Source organism: Colwellia chukchiensis (assembly GCF_002104455.1).
GTDB classification, from domain to species: domain Bacteria; phylum Pseudomonadota; class Gammaproteobacteria; order Enterobacterales; family Alteromonadaceae; genus Cognaticolwellia; species Cognaticolwellia chukchiensis.
Genome location: NZ_NBOC01000009.1, coordinates 96,619 through 119,764, shown reverse-complemented (window position 1 = coordinate 119,764; position 23,146 = coordinate 96,619). Strand labels below are relative to the sequence as shown.

Sequence of the window (23,146 nt, the reverse complement as noted above, 5' to 3'; positions counted from 1 at the left end):
TAATCGTTAACTTTTACTTTGCGTTAATGCGCGCTGTAAGTATTTTTCCGTGGCTTTTGCTACGGCAAAAAATGCGAAGCAAGCAGTGACATGGGTTGTAGCACCAAAGCCGCCACTACAATCGAGTCGCATGGCACCCGAGCTAGCCTGTTTTGCATGGCAAATATTGCCCTCGGCATCAGGATAGCGTAGCTGCTCGGTGGAAAATACCGCATCTATTGCAAATTTTCGCTTAACATTACGAGAAAAGTTGTATTCACGGCGCAGTTGATTGCGAACTTTAGCTAATAGGGGATCTTGGAAGGTTTGGCTTAAATCAGTCAGGGTAATTTTACTAGGATCAATTTGTCCACCCGCACCGCCAATGGTGACTAACGGAATTTTGCTGCGCTTACAGTGTGCTATCAAGGCGCACTTCACCGCGACAGAATCTATGGCGTCAATCACATAGTCAAAAGAGTTGGTTAACAACATTGCGATATTTTCTAAGGTAATAAAGTCTTCAATAGCGTTAACCTGACATTGAGGGTTAATTTGCTGAATTCGGTCTCGCATGACATCTACTTTACTTAACCCTATAGTGTCGGTAAGCGCGTGAATCTGACGGTTAATGTTGGTAACACATAAGTCATCAAGATCAATTAAGGTGATTTGGCCAACACCGTTTCGGGCTAAAGCTTCTGCAGCCCACGAGCCAACACCACCAATACCAATAACACAGAAATGAGCTTGTTGGAGTGCGTGACTGGCGCTATTGCCATAAAGTCGAGCTATACCCCCGAACCTTAATTGATAATCTGACATACTAAATTTACCTAATAAAAATTTCGCTGCGCATTATAGCAGTCCATAGGGCTAATGCTATCTATGTCGGCGGCAAATTAGCCTACACGTTGAAAAATTTTAAGAAAAAGCCCTGACTCACAGGGTAAAGTGCCTGGGCGTTATTTTAGCTGCGCTAAGCGGGTTATTTAAAGTGTTAAAGTTGCAGTAAAGCGTTGTCTTTGGTGCTAACTGTCGCTAATAATCTGCACCAGAGATAAGTGCATTTATTCGGTATTCTTGTGAGTTGAAAGTACGTTATTACGACGAAAATTACGATAATGCAAAGTAGCGCTTTGCGGATTTTTTAAGGTCTCTAACAATGTATTTAGATCGTGTTGATGTTTCGCGGTTGAATTTTGTTCAAGCGAAGCCATCATGCAGCGTTTGTTTGGCATTATTACTACATTTTCGCCTGTGCGAGTAGCATAACTACAATTTACAGGCTCAGCCTTGTATAAAGGCCAAACAAACGGCTGCAAAAATAGTCCTGAAAAATCAGCACGCGCTAGTGTTGTTTGTTAATTTTACTATTCATTTTGGTGATTACAAGTATCAAAATTTATGATGGTGCATACAAAATACCGTGCTGATTTATTGTACAGGCTGGTTGTTATTTGACCGTTTTGGTTGTTTTTTTTGATAAAGTTTGTGAAGTAGAGCGTCAAAAATTTAAGCTTTTTATCGAATAGATCAAGTTTTTCTTTGCGCAAGCTGCCACAAGCATGGCCACTTGTACGATATGTCGCTTGTATTGTTTGATAATTGAACATCAATTAGGCTTTAGCAGAGATATAAGTAGCGAGAATAGCTATTTTTTGCACTACAAGTGACGTCGATTTGCCGGTCACGCTAGTACAGGGCGTTTAGTCACGGCTAAAAGCTCGGCAACTGCGCTTAGGCTGCAGGCAAGTTGACTGTAAAACGCGTTTGTTGGTTGTTGATAATCTCAAAATTGATATCGCCATGCTGAACTTGCGTCATCAGTTTAGCTGAATACGTCCCCAAACCAACACCGGTTTGATGGTTTGAACTTGTGTACTTTTCAAATAACCCACTACGGATTTCTGGCGGTATTACGCCATCGTTGGTTAATTGAAAGCAGATTGTGCCCGACTGGTGAGACAACTGCAGGGTAATGGTTTTATTGATTGGTGAGGCTTCAACGGCATTTTTTATTAAGTTATTAAAAATGGATAAACACAGCAGCGGCTCGGCTAAGATAGTGTGTTCAACATCAAAGCCTTGTAGTGCGATATTGATATTTTTATCACTTGTAATGCTAGATACGGCGTTTATCGCATCAGTGATCAAGGTATTAATATTGGTTGCTTGCGGTATAAAGGTATAAATTCCTTGCTCAATTTTATATAAATTAAGTGAATTATTGACCATGTTCACCACATTATTAACGGCGCGATTAATGGCATTTGCCGCACGTTTATCCGCTAAGCGGTAGGTTTCAAAGAGAATATTATTTAGTGGCGCTTTTAAGTCATGTTGGGTTATTTTTTCAATATCTTCGCGTAACTTTGCGTTTTCTTTTAACGTGGTTATTTGCGCAGAGAGCGCCTGTTTTTGCTGTTGTAGCCTGATGTGAGTAGCAACGCGTGCGCGCAATAGATCCCCATTTAACGGCTTGGTAATATAGTCAACAGCCCCTAGATCAAAGCCGTGCTTTATGTCATCTATTTGTGCTTTTGCGCTAAGGAAAATCACCGGAATATCGGCGCTGGCTTGCTTTGCTTTCAATGCTGCACACACCTGATAGCCATCCATTGCAGGCATCATAATATCGAGTAAAATTAAGGTGATGTTATGCTTATTGCTAGCCACTATTCTTAGTGCGTCTTCACCAGATTTTGCTGCCATCACCCGATAAATATGGCGCAAATTTCCCGCCGCCACATCAATGTTACTGGTCTCATCATCTACCACTAATACCGTGGCTTTTTCGCTACTGGTAAGGGTCTCTTCTTCATGCTGAGCAACGAGGTTATTGCTTGCCGATTTTTCAATTGCTTGGGTGTCAAAATCAAAAATAGGGTTTTGCGTTAGGCTAAATAACGCTCTGATAATTTGTTGTTTTTTGTATGGACGGCTGAGCGTTAGCCACGCCTTATTGCTACTATTAGGCTGACGAAATGAGTCGGCTGCTTGATCTGTCACTAAAACCATAGTCGCCAACTGTTTGCTTGCTGTATATTGGCATAAGCTCGCATGAAAGCCCTCAACATTGTCGTTGTTAATGTTATCGGCACAAATTAGCAAGCTTACCGGAGAGAACTGGGCATATTCTATGGCATCATCTTCGTTTTCTACGCAGGCGATACTTGCTTTACTTACGCCACAAGCGTGGATGATTTTGGCAAGCGCTTCACGCACTAAGCGGCGTTCGTCGACAATTAAAATGTGATCAAGCACAGGCATAGCACCATGATATCTTTATTATTAATTCAACAATATTATAAACATCACACTATTGTATAGGAATAATAGTTAATGAAGTATTAAAAGAAAAGGCAACCAATAGGCTGCCTTATCAACTATGTTTTCAGCTAACGACTTGAGTCGAGAAACTGTCTTTTATCTATCACTTAGTGGAACAAACTTTCGGTTAATTTCACCAGTATATTTTTGACGAGGACGGCCGATTTTCTGACCTGCTTGGCCAAGCATTTCATCCCAGTGGGCAATCCAGCCTACGGTGCGAGACATGGCAAAAATCACCGTAAACATATTGGTAGGTATACCAATTGCTTTAAGAATAATACCCGAGTAGAAGTCAACGTTAGGGTAGAGTTTCTTCTCGATAAAGTATTGATCTTCAAGGGCAACTTTCTCAAGTGCCATAGCAACGTCAAGTAGTGGATCTTTGATGCCAAGTTCTTTTAATACTTCATGACAGGTTTCACGCATTACCGTCGCGCGCGGGTCAAAGTTTTTATATACTCGATGACCAAAGCCCATTAAGCGGAACGGATCTGACTTGTCTTTAGCTTTTGCAACGTATTCATCGACGCGATCTAACGAACCAATTTCTTCTAACATTGTTAAGCAAGCTTCGTTGGCTCCACCATGTGCAGGGCCCCATAATGATGCGACACCAGCAGCAATACAGGCATATGGGTTAGCACCCGATGAGCCTGCTAGTCGTACCGTTGATGTTGACGCGTTTTGCTCGTGATCCGCATGTAAGGTAAAGATACGGTCCATAGCACGGGCAACGACCGGGCTTACCTTATATTCCTCAGCAGGTACTGAGAACATCATGTGTAAGAAGTTTTCTGCATAAGTTAAGTCGTTACGAGGATAAACAAACGGCTGACCTATGCTGTATTTGTAGGCCATAGCGGCAATCGTTGGCATTTTAGCAATTAAGCGGTGGGCACTACGCATACGCTGGTCAGCAGCATGGATATCTAAGTCACTGTGATAAAACGAAGATAATGCGCCAACTACGCCACATAACATCGCCATCGGATGCGCATCGGGTAAGAAGCCATGAAAGAAATGAACTAGCTTTTCATGCACCATAGTGTGGTTAGTAATAATGTTTTTAAATTCATCATATTGCGTTTTAGTTGGTGCATGACCATTAAGTAAAATATAACAAACTTCTAAGTAGTCAGCTTGCTTGGCTAGACTGTCAATCGGATAACCGCGATGCTGTAAAATGCCTTTATCGCCATCAATAAAGGTAATTTTAGATTCGCAAGACGCTGTTGCTAAAAAACCTGGGTCATAAGTGAAATAGCCTGCTCCACCTAGTGTACGTATATCTATGACATCATTGCCGGCACTGCCTTTAAGAATTGGCAAGTCCGCAATTACATTACCGTCGATACTAAGAGAGGCTTTTAAGTCAGCCATATATTCCATCCCCATAAAATTAATTATCTTTAAATTTAACCAAACTAATTGTTTAGTCAATTTTTGTGAATATTAAACATAGGCTATTCTACTGTAAACCCCCCCCTAAAAGTCAATTCGTTTGTTATCGGCTTAGACTAAAGTCACATGTGAAGAATCATTTTAGTCACGTATGGTTAATAATTAGTCATAAGCCTTGAAATTTAGTAGAAACTTGTCGATTAAGAAAATTGTAATTAATGATTTTCACCTATATAATCAAGCCGATCTGAATTATGTTTTTCTCGCGGTGTTGCTATGTATTGTGATATCAAGTGTTAAAAATATAATTCAAATCATAGGGGGGTTATTTAGTATAAAAAATTAGCTAAATAGCAAAAAAAAATAAGTTGAAAGCTCTAAGAGCTCCTTAGGCAACAATTGTGAAAAAACAACGTCCTGTAAACCTAGACTTGTCGACGATAAAAATGCATGCGGCGGCGAATGCTTCGATACTACACCGAATTTCCGGTGTCATTATGGTATTTGCTATCGGTATTTTATTGTGGACGCTTTCTTTATCTCTATCTTCTGCTGATGGTTTCGCGCAAGTAGAATCATTGCTTAGTGGGTTTTTCTTTAAATTCATTATCCTTGGAACACTTTCTGCTCTTATCTATCACTTACTTGGTGGTATCCGTCACTTGTTGATGGATTTAGGTCACTTTGAAGAGCTAGCATCGGGTAATGCAACAGCGAAATTTATTATCGCACTTTGGTTGGTGTTGACGATAGTAGTAGGAGTTCGATTATGGTAAATAATGCCGCAACCGTAGGCCGTAGTGGCGTACATGATTTTATTCTTCTTCGTGCCAGTGCCATAATCTTAGCGCTTTATACTTTATTTTTGCTGAGCTTTTTTGTTACGACTGCAGATGTTACTTATCAAGTATGGCATGCATTCTTCTCGAATCTTAGTACTAAGGTATTCACCCTTTTAGCGCTTGTTGCTTTATTAGTACACGCTTGGATTGGCGTGTGGCAAGTGCTGTCTGATTACATAAAACCAGCGCTTTTACGCGGTGGTTTACAATTTTTCTTTTCCGTTTTGTTGCTTGGTTATTTTGCAGCAGGCCTATTAACTGTGTGGGGTGTGTAAGTGAGCGTTCCAATTCGTGAATTCGACGCCATTGTCATTGGCGCTGGTGGTGCAGGTATGCGCGCCGCTTTAGCAATTTCAGAATCAGGTAAGTCTTGTGCTCTGATTTCAAAAGTATTCCCTACTCGTTCTCATACGGTATCAGCGCAAGGTGGTATCACTGTTGCGCTTGGTAATGCGCATGAAGACCATTGGGAACAGCACATGTATGATACCGTTAAAGGCTCTGATTATATCGGTGACCAAGACGCTATTGAATACATGTGTAAAACCGGTCCAGAATCTATTATAGAACTTGAAAAAATGGGTCTACCATTTTCTCGTTTTGAAAACGGTAAGGTTTATCAACGCCCATTTGGTGGCCAATCGAAAAACTTTGGTGGCGAACAAGCCGCTCGTACGGCTGCAGCGGCTGACCGTACCGGACACGCCTTATTACACTGTTTGTACCAACAAAACGTGAAAAACAAAACTAATGTATTCTCAGAATGGTATGCCTTAGATCTTGTTAAAAATAGTGATGGTGGTGTTGTAGGTTGTACCGCAATTTGTATTGAAACTGGTGAAGTGGTTTATTTTAAAGCTCGCGCAACGGTATTAGCGACGGGTGGTGCAGGTCGTATCTTCGCCTCAACAACTAATGCTCACATCAATACGGGTGACGGTGTTGGCATGTCACTTCGTGCTGGTATTCAAATGCAAGATATGGAAATGTGGCAGTTCCACCCAACAGGTATCGCAGGCGCTGGTGTACTAGTGACTGAAGGTTGTCGTGGCGAAGGTGGTTACTTACTGAATAAAGACGGTGAGCGCTTTATGGAGCGTTATGCGCCAAATGCTAAAGACTTAGCTGGTCGTGATGTGGTTGCCCGTTCAATGATGACGGAAATCCGTGAAGGTCGTGGTTGTGACGGTCCTTGGGGTCCACACATTAAATTAAAACTTGATCACTTAGGTCGTGAAACACTGGAAAAACGCTTACCAGGTGTTTGTGACTTATCTAAAACTTTTGCTCATGTTGACCCAGCAGAAGAGCCGATCCCAGTTATTCCTACCTGTCATTATCAAATGGGTGGTGTCCCTTGTAATGTCAATGGTCAGGCTATCAACGTTGCGGCCGATGGTAGCGAAACTATCGTTGAAGGCTTATTCGCTGTTGGTGAAATTGCTTGTGTATCTGTGCATGGTGCTAACCGTTTAGGGGGTAACTCATTGCTCGACCTAGTGGTATTTGGCCGTGCAGCAGGTAACTTCTTAGGTACCTACTTAAATGAGACTCAATCTGGTAAAGATGCATCAGAATCTGATCTAGAAGCGGCTTTAGCACGTACTAATCGTTGGGAGTCTTCTACAAAAGGCGAAGATCCAGTACAAATTCGTAAAGACTTACAACAGTGTATGCAGCTAAACTTCTCGGTATTCCGTGAAGGTGAAGCTATGGCGCAAGGTATGAAAGAGTTAACGGAAATCCGTGAACGTTTACAACATGCCCACTTAGACGATAAATCTAGTGAGTTCAACACCCAACGTATCGAGTGTTTAGAGTTAGATAACCTAATGGAAACAGCATTTTGTTCTGCGAAAGCTGCTAATTTCCGTACTGAGTCTCGTGGTGCACATGCCCGTCAAGACTTTACTGAGCGTGATGACGAAAACTGGTTATGTCACTCAATTTATACCCCCGATAACGAAGAAATGAGCAAGCGTACCGTTAATATGGCGCCTGTTCATCGTGAAGCTTTCCCACCGAAAGCTAGAACTTACTAGGAGCGTTGTGATGAAACAAATTTTTTCAATTTACCGTTACAACCCTGATGTTGATAACAAACCTTACATGAAAGATTATGAGCTAGAGATCCCTGAAGGCTCAGATATGATGGTACTTGATGCCTTGATTTTGCTAAAAGAGCAAGACTCTAGTTTATCATTTCGTCGTTCATGTCGAGAAGGGGTTTGTGGCTCAGATGGTTTAAACATGAACGGTAAAAACGGTTTAGCTTGTATCACACCTTTATCAGCAGTTGCTGCTAAGAAAATCGTGTTACGACCGTTACCAGGTTTACCTGTAGTGCGTGATTTAATTATTGATATGACACAGTTTTATAATCAATATGAAAAAATCAGACCTTATTTGATTAATGATGGTAAAGAGCAGCCGGCTCGTGAGCATCTACAATCAATTGAAGATCGTGAGAAACTAGACGGCTTGTACGAGTGTATTTTGTGTGCATGTTGTTCAACTTCTTGTCCGTCTTTCTGGTGGAATCCTGATAAGTTTATTGGTCCTGCAGGCTTGTTACATGCCTACCGTTTTCTTATCGATAGCCGTGACACTGCTACAGAAGAACGCTTAGATGATTTACAAGATGCTTACAGTGTATTTCGCTGTCATGGCATCATGAACTGTGTTGACGTTTGCCCTAAAGGGTTAAACCCAACCAAAGCCATTGGCCATATAAAGTCAATGTTGCTTACCAGAGCGGTTTAATGTCGATGGCAGAGTAAATTTTTTTACTCTGCCATTCTCGTTAAACAATTTGTTTTTATTGCTTTTATCCCATAAAGGAACAGGCAATGCCCGAAGGTGCTATGAAGGCTTGGATAGAGTCTTCCCATTTAAGTGGCGCAAACGCTGCTTATATTGAAGAATTATACGAATCTTATCTGGATAACTCCCAGTCTGTGTCTGCAGAATGGCGAGAGATCTTCCAACAACTGCCAAAAGTCGAAGGTGCTGACGTTGAATATCGGCATTCTGAAATCCGTGATGAATTTAAGAAGTTAGCACAAGAGCCCCACAAGACCTTAGTTGTCTCTGGTGGCAGTGATGCAAAACAGGTTAAAGTATTACAGCTGATTAATGCTTTTCGTTTTCGCGGACATCAAAATGCAAACCTTGACCCGCTAGGGTTATGGCAACGTGAAAAAGTACGTGATTTGCAATTATCTCATCATGATCTTTCGGAAAATGACTTCGACCGTGAGTTTAACATTGGATCCTTGGCAGTCGGTCAAGAATCCATGAAACTTGGTGATTTATATAAAGCCCTTAAAACTACTTATTGTGGTTCAATTGGCGCGGAATATATGCATATCACCTCAACTGATGAAAAACGATGGATCCAACAACGTTTAGAGTCAGTGCAATCACAAGCGATATTAAGTGTTGAAGAAAAAGAAGAAATTTTTAAGGGCTTAGTGGCAGCCGACGGCCTAGAAAAATACTTAGGTGCCAAGTTTCCAGGTGCTAAACGTTTCTCGCTAGAAGGCGGAGACTCATTAATACCTATGTTGAAGCAATTAATCACACGTGCAGGTACGCAAGGCGCGAAAGAAGTGGTTATCGGCATGGCCCATCGGGGCCGACTCAACGTTTTAGTTAACGTTATGGGTAAAAACCCATCAAAACTCTTTGATGAGTTTGGTGGTAAACATGACGAAATTTTATCTTCAGGTGATGTGAAATATCACCAAGGTTATTCATCTGATTTTGTCACTCCAGGTGGCAACGTCCATTTAGCGCTAGCGTTTAACCCATCTCACCTTGAAATTGTTAATCCAGTGGTCATGGGCAGTGTACGTGCCCGTCTTGATCGCCGTGATTGTAATGCCGGTGATTTAGTCTTACCTATCACTATTCACGGTGACTCTGCAATTGCCGGTCAAGGTGTAGTACAAGAAACCTTTAATATGTCGCAAGCAAGGGCATTTAAAGTTGGTGGTACGATTCGCATTGTAGTCAACAACCAAGTCGGTTTTACGACCTCTAGCCCACAAGACACTCGTAGTGGTGAATACTGTACTGAAATTGCAAAAATGGTTTCCGCGCCAATTTTACACGTTAATGGTGATGATCCAGAAGCGGTAATTCTAGCGACCCAAATTGCCTTAGATTACCGTAATGAATTTAAACGTGATGTGGTGATCGACTTAGTGTGTTATCGCCGTCATGGTCATAATGAAGCTGATGAGCCTAGTGCTACACAGCCACTTATGTATAAAAAGGTTAAAAAGCACCCAACGCCACGTCAAATTTACGCAGAAAAACTAAATGCCGAAGGTACATTGGCAAAAGCAAGAACTGACGAGTTGATGGCATACTACCGAAAGTTACTAGACGAAGGTCAGTGTACGGTAGAGCAATGGCGTCCGATGACAGAGCACTCAGTTGATTGGTCTCCTTACCTTGGCCATGATTGGGATGATGCTTACGATCATGAAATTTCACTGGACAAGCTAAAAGAATTAGCGAATAAGGTCTCTTCGATTCCAGCTGATCACCATGTGCATAATCGAGTTCGTAAAATTTACGATGATCGTGCCAAGATGGCGAGTGGAGAAAAGTTACTTGATTGGGGTATGGCAGAAAACTTAGCTTATGCTTCGATAGTCGACGCCGGAGAGCGGGTGCGTATTACTGGTCAAGACTCAGGTCGTGGTACCTTCTTCCATCGTCATGCGGTATTGCATAACCAAGATGACGCTAGTCGTTACTTACCCTTGCAGAATATCCGCGAAGGGCAAGGCCCGTTTGATGTGCATGACTCAGTATTATCAGAAGTCTCTGTACTAGCATTTGAGTATGGTTATACCACCGCTGAGCCGTCAGGTTTAACTATCTGGGAAGCACAATTTGGCGACTTTGCTAACTGCGCCCAAGTGGTATTTGATCAATTCATTAGCTCAGGTGAACAAAAGTGGGGTCGTTTATGTGGCCTAACTATGCTGTTACCTCATGGCTATGAAGGTCAAGGTCCTGAGCACTCATCTGCACGTTTAGAGCGATTTTTGCAACTATGTGCTGATCATAATATGCAAATTTGTGTGCCATCTACGCCAGCGCAAGTGTTTAATATGTTGCGTCGCCAAGTGGTGCGCCCAATGCGACGTCCTTTAGTGGTGATGTCACCTAAATCATTATTGCGTCATCCGTTAGCGGTTTCCTCGTTAGATGATCTTGCTACCGGTGTGTTCCATAACGTGATTGGTGAAATTGATGATATAGAGCCAAGCAACGTAGAGCGCGTAGTTTTTTGTAGTGGTAAGGTATATTACGAGCTACTTGAGCAACGTCGTAAAAATGAGCAAACTAATATCGCTATCATCCGAATTGAGCAACTTTATCCTTTCCCTGAGCAAGAATTGCAAAAGCAGTTGGCTAAATATCAACATGTTAAGCAATTTGTTTGGTGTCAGGAAGAGCCGCAAAACCAGGGTGCTTGGTACTGTTCACAGCATCATTTTAGAGCGGCACTACCTAAAGGTGGCTATTTGACCTATGCAGGCCGCGCTGCATCCGCGGCTCCTGCTGTGGGATATATGTCAGTACATGTTAAAGAACAACAGGCGCTTGTACATGACGCGCTTAAAGTAGAATAGACCCTCTTTTTAATAAAGAGATTAATTAAGAGTGTGTAAGGAATATTATAAATGACAACCGAAATTAAGGTTCCCGTTTTACCTGAATCAGTAGCCGACGCAACCATAGCAACTTGGCATGTACAGGTAGGCGATAAAGTAACGCGTGATCAAGTACTTGTTGATATTGAAACCGATAAGGTAGTGCTTGAAGTACCAGCGACATCAGACGGTGTGATTAGCGAAATTTCACAAACTGAAGGCGCAACGGTATTAGGTGAACAAGTTATTGCTATTTTGTCTGAAGGCGAGAGCGAATCAGCATCACCAGCAAAAGCGGAAGCCAGCGCAAGTGCGCCTAAAGCATCAGCTGGTGCTGCAAAAGTGATTGATATTGTTGTGCCTGTGCTACCAGAATCTGTTGCTGATGCGACGGTAGCTAGCTGGCATGTTGCTGAAGGCGATACGGTTACTGTTGATCAAAATTTAGTGGATATTGAAACCGATAAAGTCGTGTTAGAAGTGGTTGCACAAGATAGCGGTGTGATTGGTAAAATTTTGCATGCTGAAGGTGACACAGTATTAGGCGAGCAAAAAATTGGCGAACTCAATGCTGGGGCATCAGCGAGCGAAGCCCCTGCAGCTTCAGCTGAAGAAGCGATTAGTTCAGATGAGCTTGCCAGCCCATCAGTGCGTCGCTTAATGACAGAGAAAGGCTTAACGGCTAACGATGTTGTTGGAACAGGTAAAGGTGGACGTATTTCAAAAGCAGATGTCGAAGCTGCCTTGAATAAGCCAAAATCTGCACCGGAAAAAGCTGCAGCACCAGCGCCAGCGGCACAAGCCGCCGCGGCTTTAGGTGAGCGGACACAAAAACGTGTGCCTATGACACGTTTGCGTAAAACTATTGCCACGCGCTTATTAGAAGCGAAAAATTCGACGGCTATGTTAACTACTTTTAACGAAGTTAACATGAAGCCAATTATGGATCTTCGTAAGCAGTACAAAGACGTTTTTGAGAAAACCCATGATACGCGTCTAGGTTTTATGTCGTTTTATGTAAAAGCAGTGACTGAAGCTCTCAAGCGTTACCCAGCTGTGAATGCTTCGATTGACGGCGATGATATTGTTTATCATAACTTTTTTGACGTATCGATTGCGGTTTCAACTCCGCGTGGCTTAGTAACCCCAGTATTGCGCGATGCGGATCAATTAAGCATGGCGGGTATTGAAAATGGCATTCGTGATCTGGCAATTAAAGGTCGTGATGGCAAGTTAACGATGGACGAAATGCAAGGTGGTAACTTTACTATTACTAATGGCGGCGTCTTTGGTTCTTTAATTTCAACGCCTATACTGAATTTGCCACAAGCGGCAATTTTAGGTATGCATAAAATCCAAGATCGCCCAATGGCGGTTGATGGGAAAGTTGAAATTCTCCCTATGATGTACTTGGCACTGTCTTATGACCATCGTTTAATTGATGGTAAAGAGTCGGTTGGTTTCCTAGTGACGATTAAAGAGTTATTAGAAGATCCAGCACGTTTGTTACTAAACATTTAGTACATAACATCATAAATATATATGTTGATTTTGATTATAGTTTTAGGCTGTAAAGACTATGCGCATTAGAGCTTTTGTACTATAATCGATCTACTTTTTTCGATGGCAATAATTTAAAACCTTATTGCCATTTTCATCTACAGATAAATGGATAAAACACCATGAATTTGCATGAATATCAAGCGAAACAATTGTTCGCTGAATATGGTTTACCTGTTTCTGAAGGTTTCGCTTGCGATACCCCTCAAGAAGCAGCAGAAGCAGCGGATAAAATCGGCGGCGATATGTGGGTTGTTAAAACCCAAGTACACGCGGGTGGCCGTGGTAAAGCTGGCGGTGTTAAGCTAGTTAAAACTAAGCAAGAGATCAAAGAGTTTGCTCAACATTGGTTAGGTAAAAACCTAGTCACTTACCAAACTGACGAAAATGGTCAGCCGGTAGCAAAAATTTTAGTTGAAAGCTGTACCGATATTGCTAACGAATTATACCTAGGTGCGGTAGTCGACCGTGCAAGCCGTAAAGTTGTATTCATGGCCTCTACAGAAGGCGGTGTTGACATCGAAAAGATTGCTGAAGAAACGCCAGAGTTAATTCACCAAGCAGAAATTGACCCACTAGTTGGTGCACAACCATACCAAGCTCGTGAGTTAGGCTTCAAGTTAGGTTTAAACCCAACGCAAATGAAGCAATTTGTTAAGATCTTTTTAGGTCTTGCACAAATGTTTGAAGATTTTGATTTCGCGTTATTAGAAATCAACCCGTTAGTAATAACAGACGAAGGCAACTTACACTGTTTAGACGGTAAAATTGGTATCGATGGTAATGCCTTATACCGTCAACCAAAAATGCGCGCCTTCCACGATCCATCTCAAGAAGACGAGCGTGAAGCACATGCCGCACGTTTTGAGTTAAACTATGTTGCTTTAGACGGTAACGTAGGTTGTATGGTTAACGGTGCTGGCCTTGCTATGGGCACTATGGATATTGTTAATTTACACGGCGGCAAGCCAGCTAACTTCCTAGACGTTGGTGGCGGGGCAACTAAAGAGCGTGTTTCAGAAGCATTTAAAATTATCCTATCTGACGACAACGTTAAAGCAGTATTAGTAAACATCTTTGGTGGTATCGTGCGTTGTGACATGATTGCTGAAGGTATTATCGCTGCAGTTAAAGAAGTTGGCGTGCAAGTGCCAGTGGTTGTTCGCTTAGAAGGTACTAATGCAGAAGCGGGTCGTGAAGTTCTTAAAAATTCAGGCTTAGATATCATTGCTGCTGAGTCATTATCTGATGCAGCCACTAAAGTTGTAGCCGCTGCGGAGGGCAAATAATGTCTGTTTTAATTAACAAAGATACGAAAGTAATCTGTCAAGGTTTCACGGGTGGTCAAGGTACATTCCACTCAGAGCAAGCACTTGAGTACGGTACACAAATGGTTGGTGGCGTAAGCCCAGGTAAAGGCGGTCAAACGCATTTAGGCCTACCAGTATTTAACACAGTGCGTGATGCCGTAGAAGCAACGGGCGCAACCGCTACCGTTATCTATGTTCCTGCTCCGTTCTGTAAAGATGCAATTTTAGAAGCTATTGATGCCGGCATCGAGCTTATCGTTACTATCACTGAAGGTATTCCAACTTTAGATATGGTTGACGTTAAAGCTAAGCTTGATCAATCTGGCGTGCGTATGATCGGTCCTAACTGTCCAGGTGTTATCACGCCAGGCGAAACTAAAATTGGTATCATGCCGGGTCACATTCACAAGCCGGGTAAAGTAGGTATTGTTTCACGTTCTGGTACGCTTACCTATGAAGCTGTTAAACAAACCACAGATGCTGGTTTTGGCCAATCAACTTGTGTTGGTATTGGTGGCGACCCTATCCCAGGTACTAACTTCATCGACGTATTGGAAATGTTTGAAAACGATCCACAAACAGAAGCTATCGTTATGATTGGTGAAATTGGTGGTACTGCTGAAGAAGAAGCAGCTGAATACATCAAAGCCAACGTAACTAAGCCTGTGGTATCCTACATTGCTGGTGTTACCGCACCAGAAGGTAAGCGTATGGGTCACGCTGGCGCGATTATCGCTGGTGGTAAAGGTACAGCTGATGAGAAATTCGCAGCACTAGAAGCGGCAGGTGTTAAAACTGTGCGTTCTTTAGCGGATATCGGTGTAGCACTTAAAGAGAAAACCGGTTGGTAATCAGCTTTTGATTGCAAACTGTTATTCTTTATGAAAACCCGCATTCTCGCATAGAGAGTGCGGGTTTTTTATCTGTTTTATCAGATCAAGTCGTTAGGGTCGAGCTTTAGTATTTATAAAGCCATTAGCTTGCCTTAATGGCTATAGCGGTCGCTTCAGCTTAAATTGTTTATATTGTCGGGGTGCCGACTGCACCCAGAAGGGGCTACGCGCCGAGCCCCCTCTGGACTCCCTCGGCGCTGCTACATTAAACGTGTTTCCTCCATGATGTCCAATATTGTTCGATGTACCAGTGCTGATGGCATGTCCGTGTGCCAACAGCACTTTCACTGGCATCCATGCCAGTGATACGTGAATATTGGCCATCATTCCAGCGTTTAATGAAGCAGATTTGGTGTTTATTTAAACTGTAGTTTTTATCTTTAACTTACCTAAAAGCTTGTTAATAAAGTGATATTAGAGCACTGCAAGTTCAGCAGACTCCAAACCCATCTCAGCAATGGAAACTGAATGTAGATAAGTGCGATGTTTATCGGAGCCATGGATGGCGTAGACTGCCGTGTGAAAGGACGATTTTCGGCAGGTATAAACTTCGTGCCTAAATTCTGTTGGAATGTTTTGCTGAGCTGGGGCTCCGTGGGGTTCCAAGGGGATGCCGGAGGCAGCATCCCTTTGGGTGTCGTCGCCTCGGCAACAGCGTCCTGCGTTGCTCTAACTCCTGCATCCATGCAGTCGACTGCGACGCCAAGCAGAAAAATTAAACGCCAAGCTGTTCAATTTACGAAACTAGATCCAACTTACTCTAATTTAGCATCTTGGAGTTATCATACTGGTTTGGTGTCGGGGTGCCGACTGCACCCAGAAGGGGCTACACGCCGAGCCCCCTCTGGACTCCCACGGCGCTGCTATCAAAATGTACTTCTTCGTAATTTAATCTATCGGCAAGCTAACGCTTAGAACGCACATCCATGTGCTACTTCGCTTGGCTATCATCCATGATAGCCATAGCAGCGATAGGTTAATTTACTCAGCATTTTTCCAAAGCAGACTTAGCGCTTGTTTCTACCTATGGTAATTCTCCAAAAGGTTTGAAGGAGTGTTTGCTTAAATTAAATGGGGTCAGGTACACATTAAGTTTATATGGACTCTAACTTATAATTGTCGCAGTGGCGACGGCACCCAGAAGGGGCTACACGCCGAGCAGATAAATTGAACTCCAAGTTGTTCAATTTACGAAACTAGATCCAACTTACTCTAATTTAGCATTTTGGAGTTATCATACTGGTTTGGTGTCGGGGTGCCGACTGCACCCAGAAGGGGCTAAACGCCGAGCTCCCTCTGGACTCCCTCGGCGCTGCTATCAAAATGTACTTCTTCGTAATTTAATCTATCGACAAGCTAACGCTTAGAACGCACATCCATGTGCTACTTCGCTTGGCTATCATCCATGATAGCCATAGCAGCGATAGGTTAATTTACTCAGCATTTTTCCAAAGCAGACTTAGCGCTTGTTTCTACCTACGGTAATTCTCCAAAAGGTTTGAAGGAGCGTTTGCTTAAATTAAATGGGGTCAGGTACACATTAAGTTTATATGGACTCTAACTTATAATTGTCGCAGTGGCGACTGCACCCAGAAGGGGCTACACGCCGAGCCCCCTCTGGACTCCCTCGGCGCTGCTGCACTAGATGTGTTTTCTTCTTGATGGCCAATATGCGTAGATATAGTAGCGCTAATTGGAATACCACGCCATATTCAGTATCGTTCCATTCATTAACACTTTCAATATCTTAAGTAGGTTATTTTAACGGCTTATGTCACGCTAACAGGAATGGAACTTCATCACTTTTGCTTGAATGTTTTTAAATCACATGGTAAAAAAATAGCCAATATAAAAGAGTTTGATAGTGATATTATGCTTGCAGAACATGGTCGTTGGGAAATTAAAATTGATAACCAGGTCGCTGTTATTTGGTTTGCAGATGCCTGGAATGAAGAAGCGATAGTCACGTTTTGCCAAGAATTTAAACGGGTAACCTTACCGCTGCTTGGTAAGCAATGGGCGATTATGTCTATTTTTGAGCAGTGGCAGTTAGGAACGCCTGATATCGAGCATCACGTTACTGAGTTGTGTGAATGGTTTATAGCCAATGGCTGCGTTAAAGACAGTCATGTATACACCAAAAGTTTTTTAAAACAGTCACAATTAGAGCGAATTATTCCCAAAACAGATCTAAACGCCGGCTATGAACGATGTGTTTTCACTGAGCCAAAACAAGCTATTAATTGGTTAGCGCTTAATGGCTTTGCAATTTCTAATCCTCAGTTTATCTATGAAAAATTCCAGCAATTGCAATAGCATTAACGCGGCTTTTATTTTTTTGTTTTATCACTGTTTTAACGATAAAGAGTCGCTGTACTATTAATATGATAATCATAGTTTGTTGCTAAACAAATAATTCTCTGCGATTTACCGCGATGTTTTCTGGTCAAACCAAAGCCCATTGCGCTATAATTCGTTTTTTGCCAACAACCGCGTATTACTGCATGAAGTTTCCAGGACGTCGTCAGCACAAACACTATTTTCCCGTCGACAATAAAAACCCCTTAAACAATCAAGTTAATCCTAACTCACAAGCGAATAATAATTATATTGTTGGTATTGATCAGGTGTTAGTCGATATAGAAGCCAAGGTTGATCATAACTTTTTGGCAGAATTTGATTTACACCCGGGTATGTCACAAGTTATTTCAGATGATGTTACTGAGCGTCTTTATCAGCGCTTAAAAGACGAGTCACTGATCAACTATGAATTTGCTGGCGGCACCATAGGCAATACCATGCATAATTACTCTGTGCTTGCAGATGATCGTTCGGTGTTGCTTGGGGTTATGTCAAACGATATCCATGTTGGTGATTATGCATACCGATTTCTCAGCAATACCTCATCGCGTGTTGATTTAAATTACTTGCAACCTGTAGACGGACCTATTGGTCGCTGTTTTACGTTAATTGATGATGTTGGTGAGCGAACCTTTGGTATTAATGCCGGTTTAATTAATCGACTACACCCAGACTCGATTGATGAAACATTAATTGCCGGCGCTTCGGCATTAGTGATAAGTGCCTATCTGATGCGAACGCAAGCAGGTGACACTATGACAGAAGCGGCAATTAAAGCGGTAAAGTGCGCCAACGCGGCCGGTGTGCCAGTGGTATTGACGCTCGGCACTAAACATCTTATAGAAAAAGAGCCTAGCTTTTGGCAGAACTTTGTGAAAAAGCATGTCAATATCTTATCAATGAACGAAGAAGAAGCGCTAGCAATAACCGGTATCGAAAGCCCGTTGCTTGCCGCGAACAGGTGCTTAGATTGGGTTGATTTGTGCATTTGTACCGCAGGTAAAGATGGCATTTATATGGCGGGCTTTGTTGATGAAACTTTTAAGCGAGAAAGTGATTACCCGCTAGTTTCTGCTGAAATTGAGCTCTTTAATCAATTTGAATATTCTCGACCTATGCTGTTAAAAGATTGTCAAAAGCCATTGCGTATCTATACACATTCTGCACCTTATATGGGTGGGCCTGAAAGTATAAAAAACACCAATGGTGCCGGTGATGCGGTACTTGCCGCGATATTGCATGATTTAAGTGCCAATGTTTACCACAAAAATATGGTGGCAAATTCGAGCAAGCATAAGCAGCCAGCATTGACCTACTCGTCGTTATCACAAATGAGTAAATACGCTAATCGTGCAAGCTATGAAGTATTAGTACAACACGCACCACGATTATCACGCGGCTTACCGGAACGGGAAAACAGCTTAGATCAAGCATATTGGGCACAGTAGTACGTTTTAAGTACCAAGCGCTTACCCAAAATAGGCACACAAAATGGCAATTTTTGCATGAATACTTTAACTACGCATAAATCATCACAAAGGCGCTTGTTAATTGCATTGGCAATTACCAGTGTTTTTATGCTGATACAACTTTTTGGTGCCTACTACGCAAATTCCCTCGCGGTTTATGCCGATGCTGGGCATTTATTTGTACATAACAGCTCCTTGTTTATTGCGTTAATCGCATCAACACTAGCGATTAAATTTGGTCGTACTTTTAGCGATGGTTATCGTCGACTCGAGCTTTCTGGTGGCTTAATTAATGGTAGCTTGTATCTTTTAATCAGCTGTTGGATTATTTTTCAAGGCGCTGATAGGTTGCTAGGGCACGAGCACCATAATGAGCATGAAATAAATACCTTCGTGATGTCAACCACGGCTTCATTGGGCTTTTTATTTCACGCGGCGTCAGCCATTGTCTTATATAAAGGTCGTAAAGATAGTGTCAATGTTTATGCGGTTTTCCTGCATACGTTTTTTGATATACTCTCGACAATTGTTACCTTTGTAACCAGTGTGGTTATTCATGCTACAGGCTGGACCGCAGTTGACTCGCTTTCGAGTATTTTTATTTCGATATTCGTACTTTATACCGGCTCAAAGCTACTGTATCGTTGTGTGAAAGGGTTATTTTTTAATGGTGTGCGTTTACCTGCATTAAAGAAAATAGAGGCGGCGCTGCTGACCATTGACCATATAGACAATGTGCACAACTTAATTGTGCAATGTGATAATGACCAAGTTGTTGTTGGCGCGCACATTGTTTTAAAACACGAATGTACCATTGAAAAACATGATCAGGTTTGTCGTATGCAAATTGAACGTGTGCTCAAAGAGCAGTTTGCTGTGAGCATGAGCGTCTTGCAAATTGAAGCCTATGGTTGTCAACATAACTAACCGATATTGCTTGTAATCTGCTGGTAAAGGCCCCAAAAAGCATTTGTTTAATGACTTAAAAACGATGTAAATCAAGTAATCATGGCTATTTATATTTTATTATAGTCACTGGTTTGCTATGGGTTTTGGTTATGCCGACAACAAATTTTTTGCAAAAAAATCGTCAATTAAGTGGCTTTTTAATTTTGTTCGCGTCAGTCATGATATTTGCTATTGCGATCGCAATACAGCAGTTATTAGCGAGTTTTGAGCTTACTGCGATGTATATCTCGTTTTGTGCGGGCTTTATTTTATTCACGCCTTTAGTCAGCTTAGCATTACATCCGTTACTTCTATCAAGTACACCTGAAAGCAATCAAGTACCTAAAAGCAATATTATCGCCAATGTTGCTTTAGTAGCTTTGGTACAAGGCTTGTTTTTTTTGATCTGGATGACAGACGCGATTGCTATTTATAGTTTATATGTCGACACCAACTCGTTTTTGGCGAAGGCCTTTAATATCAGTAGCAAAAAAGAGGCCTATTCGAGTAATAGTTTTTATTGGTTTAATATCTCTTTGGCGTGGCTCTTTGCAATGTTATCACTAGTGTTAGGAATATTACCCTGTATGATAGCGCGCTTGAAAAACTTTGGGGTGGTGGGAAATTTTGTTTCTGCATTTAAATTTGCCCGCACGCAAAAGTGGGTATTAAGTCTATATGCTATAGGTTTAGCAATGGCTGTGTTACTACCTTTAATGTACAGCCAATACCTTTTTCTGATCTTATTTCCGTTAACCTTAATCTGGCTATTTATCGCACTAACTAAACGTTATTTAGGTTACTTACAACAATTGCAGCAGGCAGCATAATTGTATTGGCCCTTAAAAATCATTAGCTTACAACTGACCACTTAGGTAGACGCGAGTCAGGCGTTACTTTTTCTTATGTTGATGCAACGAGGATTTACTGGCCATGGTTGGCATTTTTTGAGCTGACTTTTGGCTTCTAGGCAAGGTTTCTTTTAGATCATTGAGGCCTTTTTTACGCAAAGGTGTTTTAGCACTCTTTTGAAAGGTACTTAAATTACCAATTAAAATCACCAGTGCAATAATGATAATGGCAGGCGCGATCCAGCTTTCGGTTAATATGCTCGTCATAAGCTCGTGTTCCAACAATGTAAAATATAGGTTTCTGTGATTTGTGTTTAGTGCTAGTTGGCAGCCGCAACATTAACAATGTATCTATGATAAAGCTCAGGTAACATTGTCAGCAGCACTGCTTTACCATGTATATCACTGTTGATAAGTGTTTTGGCTAAAAGTGCTTCATTATAATTGGCTTGGTAACCCTGTGCCAAAGGCAAATAAGACAGATGCCAAGGCTCTTCTGCGACACCGCCACGAAACCTATCATAGGGAAAGTAAAAACCAAAGTCGCTGGCATGCTTTTTTAACCAAGTACTTAATGGATAAAAATAACCTGTATTTTGATATTCCCATGGCTCGAGCGCTAATGATTTACCTTGGGGTAATAAGTTCTCTGCATAAATATCAATATCACAACCCCAATGGTGACGACTTGCACCAGGCAGGGCAGAGAATAGCATAATGGCGTGTATTTTATCCACATCATTAAGCTGCCCAGTTGCTAATACTCGGTTTGCAGCATCCTTTATTGCCGTGCGCCCTATAAACTTATTTTGCCAAATTGCCAGTTGTCGATCAAAGCTACGAAAACCACTGGCAATGGCGAGCTCAAACCCGGCCGATTTGGCGGCTAGTTTAAGTTGCGCAAACGCCTCAGACATCTCGTGATGAATACCAATACGCTCTGATAACCAGTGAATATGGTGGTCAGTTTTGCCTGTTAAAATTAACTCTAACTCGCGCATACTATTGGTTCGTTAATGCATTGACTAAGGTTTGATAATAAATATCGGTTAGCAAAATTAAATCTTTGACCGAAACGCATTCATTAACTTGATGAATTGTGGCATTACAGGGACCGAGCTCTACGACTTGTGCTCCCGTTGGTGCGATAAATCGGCCGTCAGAGGTGCCACCACTGGTGGACAGTTCAGGCGTTATTTGACAGCAGGTTTCAATGGCTTGAACCACACTGTACAAAAAGGCGCTGGGTTCAGTGATAAAAGGCTGCCCATTAAATACCCAGTCAATGTCAAAGTCTAACGCTTGCTGTGTCAGTAAAGCTTCAACTTTATCAACGATCATCTGCGCTGTTAACTCTGTGCTGTAACGTAAATTAAATGACGCGGTTAAATGACCAGGTACAACGTTGGTAGCACCTGTGCCTGCCGAGATATTGGTTATTTGAAAACTGGTGGCTGGAAAATAGCTATTACCGTTATCCCAATGCATTTGGCTCAGCTCAGCAAGCACAGGCATAGCAAGATGAATTGGGTTATTAACCTGTTCGGGATAGGCAACATGGCCTTGTTTGCCATGAATGTGAAGCTCTGCTGAAATTGAACCCCTGCGGCCATTTTTAATAACATCACCTACTTGCGCCGTGCTTGATGGCTCGCCAACAATGCAATAGTCAATTTTTTCATTGCGTGCTTCCAGTGTATCAATTACTCGTGTTGTGCCATTAATAAATGGCCCTTCTTCATCACTGGTGATCAGAAATGCAATCGAGCCTAAATGATCAGGGTGTGCGGCAACAAACTTTTCTGTGGCAACTATCATGGCGGCCAAGCTGCCTTTCATATCGGCTGCACCACGACCATAAAGCATACCATCAGCAATGACCGGCTCAAATGGCGGCGTTTGCCAAAGGTTAAGGTTCCCCGCGGGTACCACGTCGGTGTGGCCTGCAAAGCAAAATACCGGTCCAGCATTACCTTTGCGCGACCATAAATTAGTGGTGTCTGCAAAGATCATGGTTTCGTTGTTAAAGCCTAATTTGGCTAAACGCTCCGCCATAAGCTGTTGGCAACCAAAGTCTTCTGGCGTAACTGAAGGGCGCTCGATTAGCTCTTGGGCTAAGGCAATGGTGCTATCGCTATGTTTTGTCATAATAATACTTGCCATCTAAGCGAAAACTTCTTGATATTGCTCAGCTTTAAAACCAACCAAAAGCGTGTGCTGATGTTGTAATAACGGGCGCTTTATTAATGTCGGTTGCGCTATCAGCAGCTCTTTTATTACTTCGTCGGTGAGGTTATCTTTTGTTGCTTGGTCGACATTACGAAAAGTGGTGCTGCGCTTATTTAACAGTAAAGGTAATTCAGTATATTTAAGTAGTGTTTGTAATAACTCGGCATTGAAACCTTCGCTACGAAAGTCATGAAATTGATAAGGAATGTGCTCTTGTTCTAACCATTTTTTCGCTTTTTTTACACTATCGCAGTTTTTTATGCCATACAGTACTGTCATTTGGGATCCTATA

General features: G+C 42.1%; 19 protein-coding genes. 12 read left to right on the top strand and 7 right to left on the bottom strand.

What is annotated here, in order from left to right; all coding sequences use genetic code 11:
* Window positions 1-6: 6 nt before the first annotated feature.
* From tcdA to B6K83_RS11435, 3 genes are all read right to left on the bottom strand, one after another.
* Window positions 7-804 (bottom strand): tRNA cyclic N6-threonylcarbamoyladenosine(37) synthase TcdA, encoded by a 798-nt coding sequence (gene tcdA, locus B6K83_RS11455; protein WP_085285061.1) that lies wholly within the window; start codon window positions 802-804, stop codon window positions 7-9.
* 915 nt (window positions 805-1,719) lie between these two features.
* Window positions 1,720-3,246 carry a hybrid sensor histidine kinase/response regulator gene (locus B6K83_RS11440; protein ID WP_158088346.1) on the bottom strand — a complete coding sequence of 509 codons (1,527 nt, stop codon included), beginning with the start codon at window positions 3,244-3,246 and terminating at the stop codon, window positions 1,720-1,722.
* A gap of 162 nt (window positions 3,247-3,408) precedes the next feature.
* Window positions 3,409-4,695, bottom strand: coding sequence for a citrate synthase (locus B6K83_RS11435; protein WP_085285057.1), 1,287 nt, complete (start codon window positions 4,693-4,695; stop codon window positions 3,409-3,411).
* A 422-nt stretch (window positions 4,696-5,117) separates the two neighbouring features.
* Between B6K83_RS11435 and sdhC the strand changes: the two genes are divergently transcribed.
* The 12 genes from sdhC (at window position 5,118) to B6K83_RS11370 (ending at window position 20,604) form a co-directional block, all read left to right on the top strand.
* Window positions 5,118-5,492, top strand: a complete 375-nt coding sequence (sdhC, locus tag B6K83_RS11430) for a succinate dehydrogenase, cytochrome b556 subunit (protein WP_085285056.1) — start codon at window positions 5,118-5,120, stop codon at window positions 5,490-5,492.
* Window positions 5,486-5,833 (top strand): succinate dehydrogenase, hydrophobic membrane anchor protein, encoded by a 348-nt coding sequence (gene sdhD / locus B6K83_RS11425; protein ID WP_085285055.1) that lies wholly within the window; start codon window positions 5,486-5,488, stop codon window positions 5,831-5,833. Before sdhC ends, sdhD begins: the two co-directional genes overlap by 7 nt.
* The gene (sdhA, locus tag B6K83_RS11420) at window positions 5,834-7,600 is read left to right on the top strand and encodes a succinate dehydrogenase flavoprotein subunit (protein WP_085285054.1); all 1,767 of its coding nucleotides are present in this window, start codon (window positions 5,834-5,836) and stop codon (window positions 7,598-7,600) included.
* A 10-nt stretch (window positions 7,601-7,610) separates the two neighbouring features.
* Window positions 7,611-8,321: a succinate dehydrogenase iron-sulfur subunit gene (locus B6K83_RS11415; RefSeq protein ID WP_085285053.1), complete on the top strand. Its 711-nt coding sequence runs from the start codon at window positions 7,611-7,613 to the stop codon at window positions 8,319-8,321.
* Window positions 8,322-8,407: 86 nt separating this feature from the next.
* Window positions 8,408-11,212: a 2-oxoglutarate dehydrogenase E1 component gene (locus tag B6K83_RS11410; protein ID WP_085285052.1), complete on the top strand. Its 2,805-nt coding sequence runs from the start codon at window positions 8,408-8,410 to the stop codon at window positions 11,210-11,212.
* Between the two features lie 51 nt (window positions 11,213-11,263).
* On the top strand, window positions 11,264-12,754 hold the full coding sequence (gene odhB, locus B6K83_RS11405) for a 2-oxoglutarate dehydrogenase complex dihydrolipoyllysine-residue succinyltransferase (RefSeq protein WP_085285051.1): 1,491 nt from the start codon (window positions 11,264-11,266) through the stop codon (window positions 12,752-12,754).
* Window positions 12,755-12,915: 161 nt separating this feature from the next.
* Window positions 12,916-14,082 (top strand): ADP-forming succinate--CoA ligase subunit beta, encoded by a 1,167-nt coding sequence (sucC, locus tag B6K83_RS11400; RefSeq protein WP_085285050.1) that lies wholly within the window; start codon window positions 12,916-12,918, stop codon window positions 14,080-14,082.
* Window positions 14,082-14,954, top strand: a complete 873-nt coding sequence (sucD, locus tag B6K83_RS11395) for a succinate--CoA ligase subunit alpha (RefSeq protein ID WP_085285049.1) — start codon at window positions 14,082-14,084, stop codon at window positions 14,952-14,954. The genes sucC and sucD overlap by 1 nt, the downstream gene beginning before the upstream one ends.
* Window positions 14,955-16,784: 1,830 nt before the next feature.
* Complete coding sequence (locus tag B6K83_RS11385) at window positions 16,785-17,312, top strand: hypothetical protein (protein WP_085285047.1); 528 nt, start codon at window positions 16,785-16,787, stop codon at window positions 17,310-17,312.
* 188 nt (window positions 17,313-17,500) lie between these two features.
* Window positions 17,501-18,805: an inosine/guanosine kinase gene (locus B6K83_RS11380; protein ID WP_085285104.1), complete on the top strand. Its 1,305-nt coding sequence runs from the start codon at window positions 17,501-17,503 to the stop codon at window positions 18,803-18,805.
* A 57-nt stretch (window positions 18,806-18,862) separates the two neighbouring features.
* Complete coding sequence (locus B6K83_RS11375) at window positions 18,863-19,753, top strand: cation diffusion facilitator family transporter (protein WP_085285046.1); 891 nt, start codon at window positions 18,863-18,865, stop codon at window positions 19,751-19,753.
* Window positions 19,754-19,884: 131 nt separating this feature from the next.
* On the top strand, window positions 19,885-20,604 hold the full coding sequence (locus tag B6K83_RS11370) for a hypothetical protein (RefSeq protein ID WP_085285045.1): 720 nt from the start codon (window positions 19,885-19,887) through the stop codon (window positions 20,602-20,604).
* A gap of 63 nt (window positions 20,605-20,667) precedes the next feature.
* Here the strand turns inward: B6K83_RS11370 and B6K83_RS11365 are convergent, their stop codons facing one another.
* Genes B6K83_RS11365 through B6K83_RS11350 form a run of 4 tightly spaced genes read right to left on the bottom strand, consistent with a single transcriptional unit; the run spans window position 20,668 to window position 23,133 of the window.
* Complete coding sequence (locus B6K83_RS11365) at window positions 20,668-20,892, bottom strand: hypothetical protein (protein ID WP_085285044.1); 225 nt, start codon at window positions 20,890-20,892, stop codon at window positions 20,668-20,670.
* 53 nt (window positions 20,893-20,945) lie between these two features.
* On the bottom strand, window positions 20,946-21,626 hold the full coding sequence (locus B6K83_RS11360) for a M15 family metallopeptidase (RefSeq protein ID WP_085285043.1): 681 nt from the start codon (window positions 21,624-21,626) through the stop codon (window positions 20,946-20,948).
* A gap of 1 nt (window position 21,627) precedes the next feature.
* Window positions 21,628-22,773: a succinyl-diaminopimelate desuccinylase gene (dapE, locus tag B6K83_RS11355; protein ID WP_085285103.1), complete on the bottom strand. Its 1,146-nt coding sequence runs from the start codon at window positions 22,771-22,773 to the stop codon at window positions 21,628-21,630.
* 15 nt (window positions 22,774-22,788) lie between these two features.
* The gene (locus B6K83_RS11350; RefSeq protein ID WP_085285042.1) at window positions 22,789-23,133 is read right to left on the bottom strand and encodes an ArsC family reductase; all 345 of its coding nucleotides are present in this window, start codon (window positions 23,131-23,133) and stop codon (window positions 22,789-22,791) included.
* Between the last annotated feature and the right edge of the window lie 13 nt (window positions 23,134-23,146).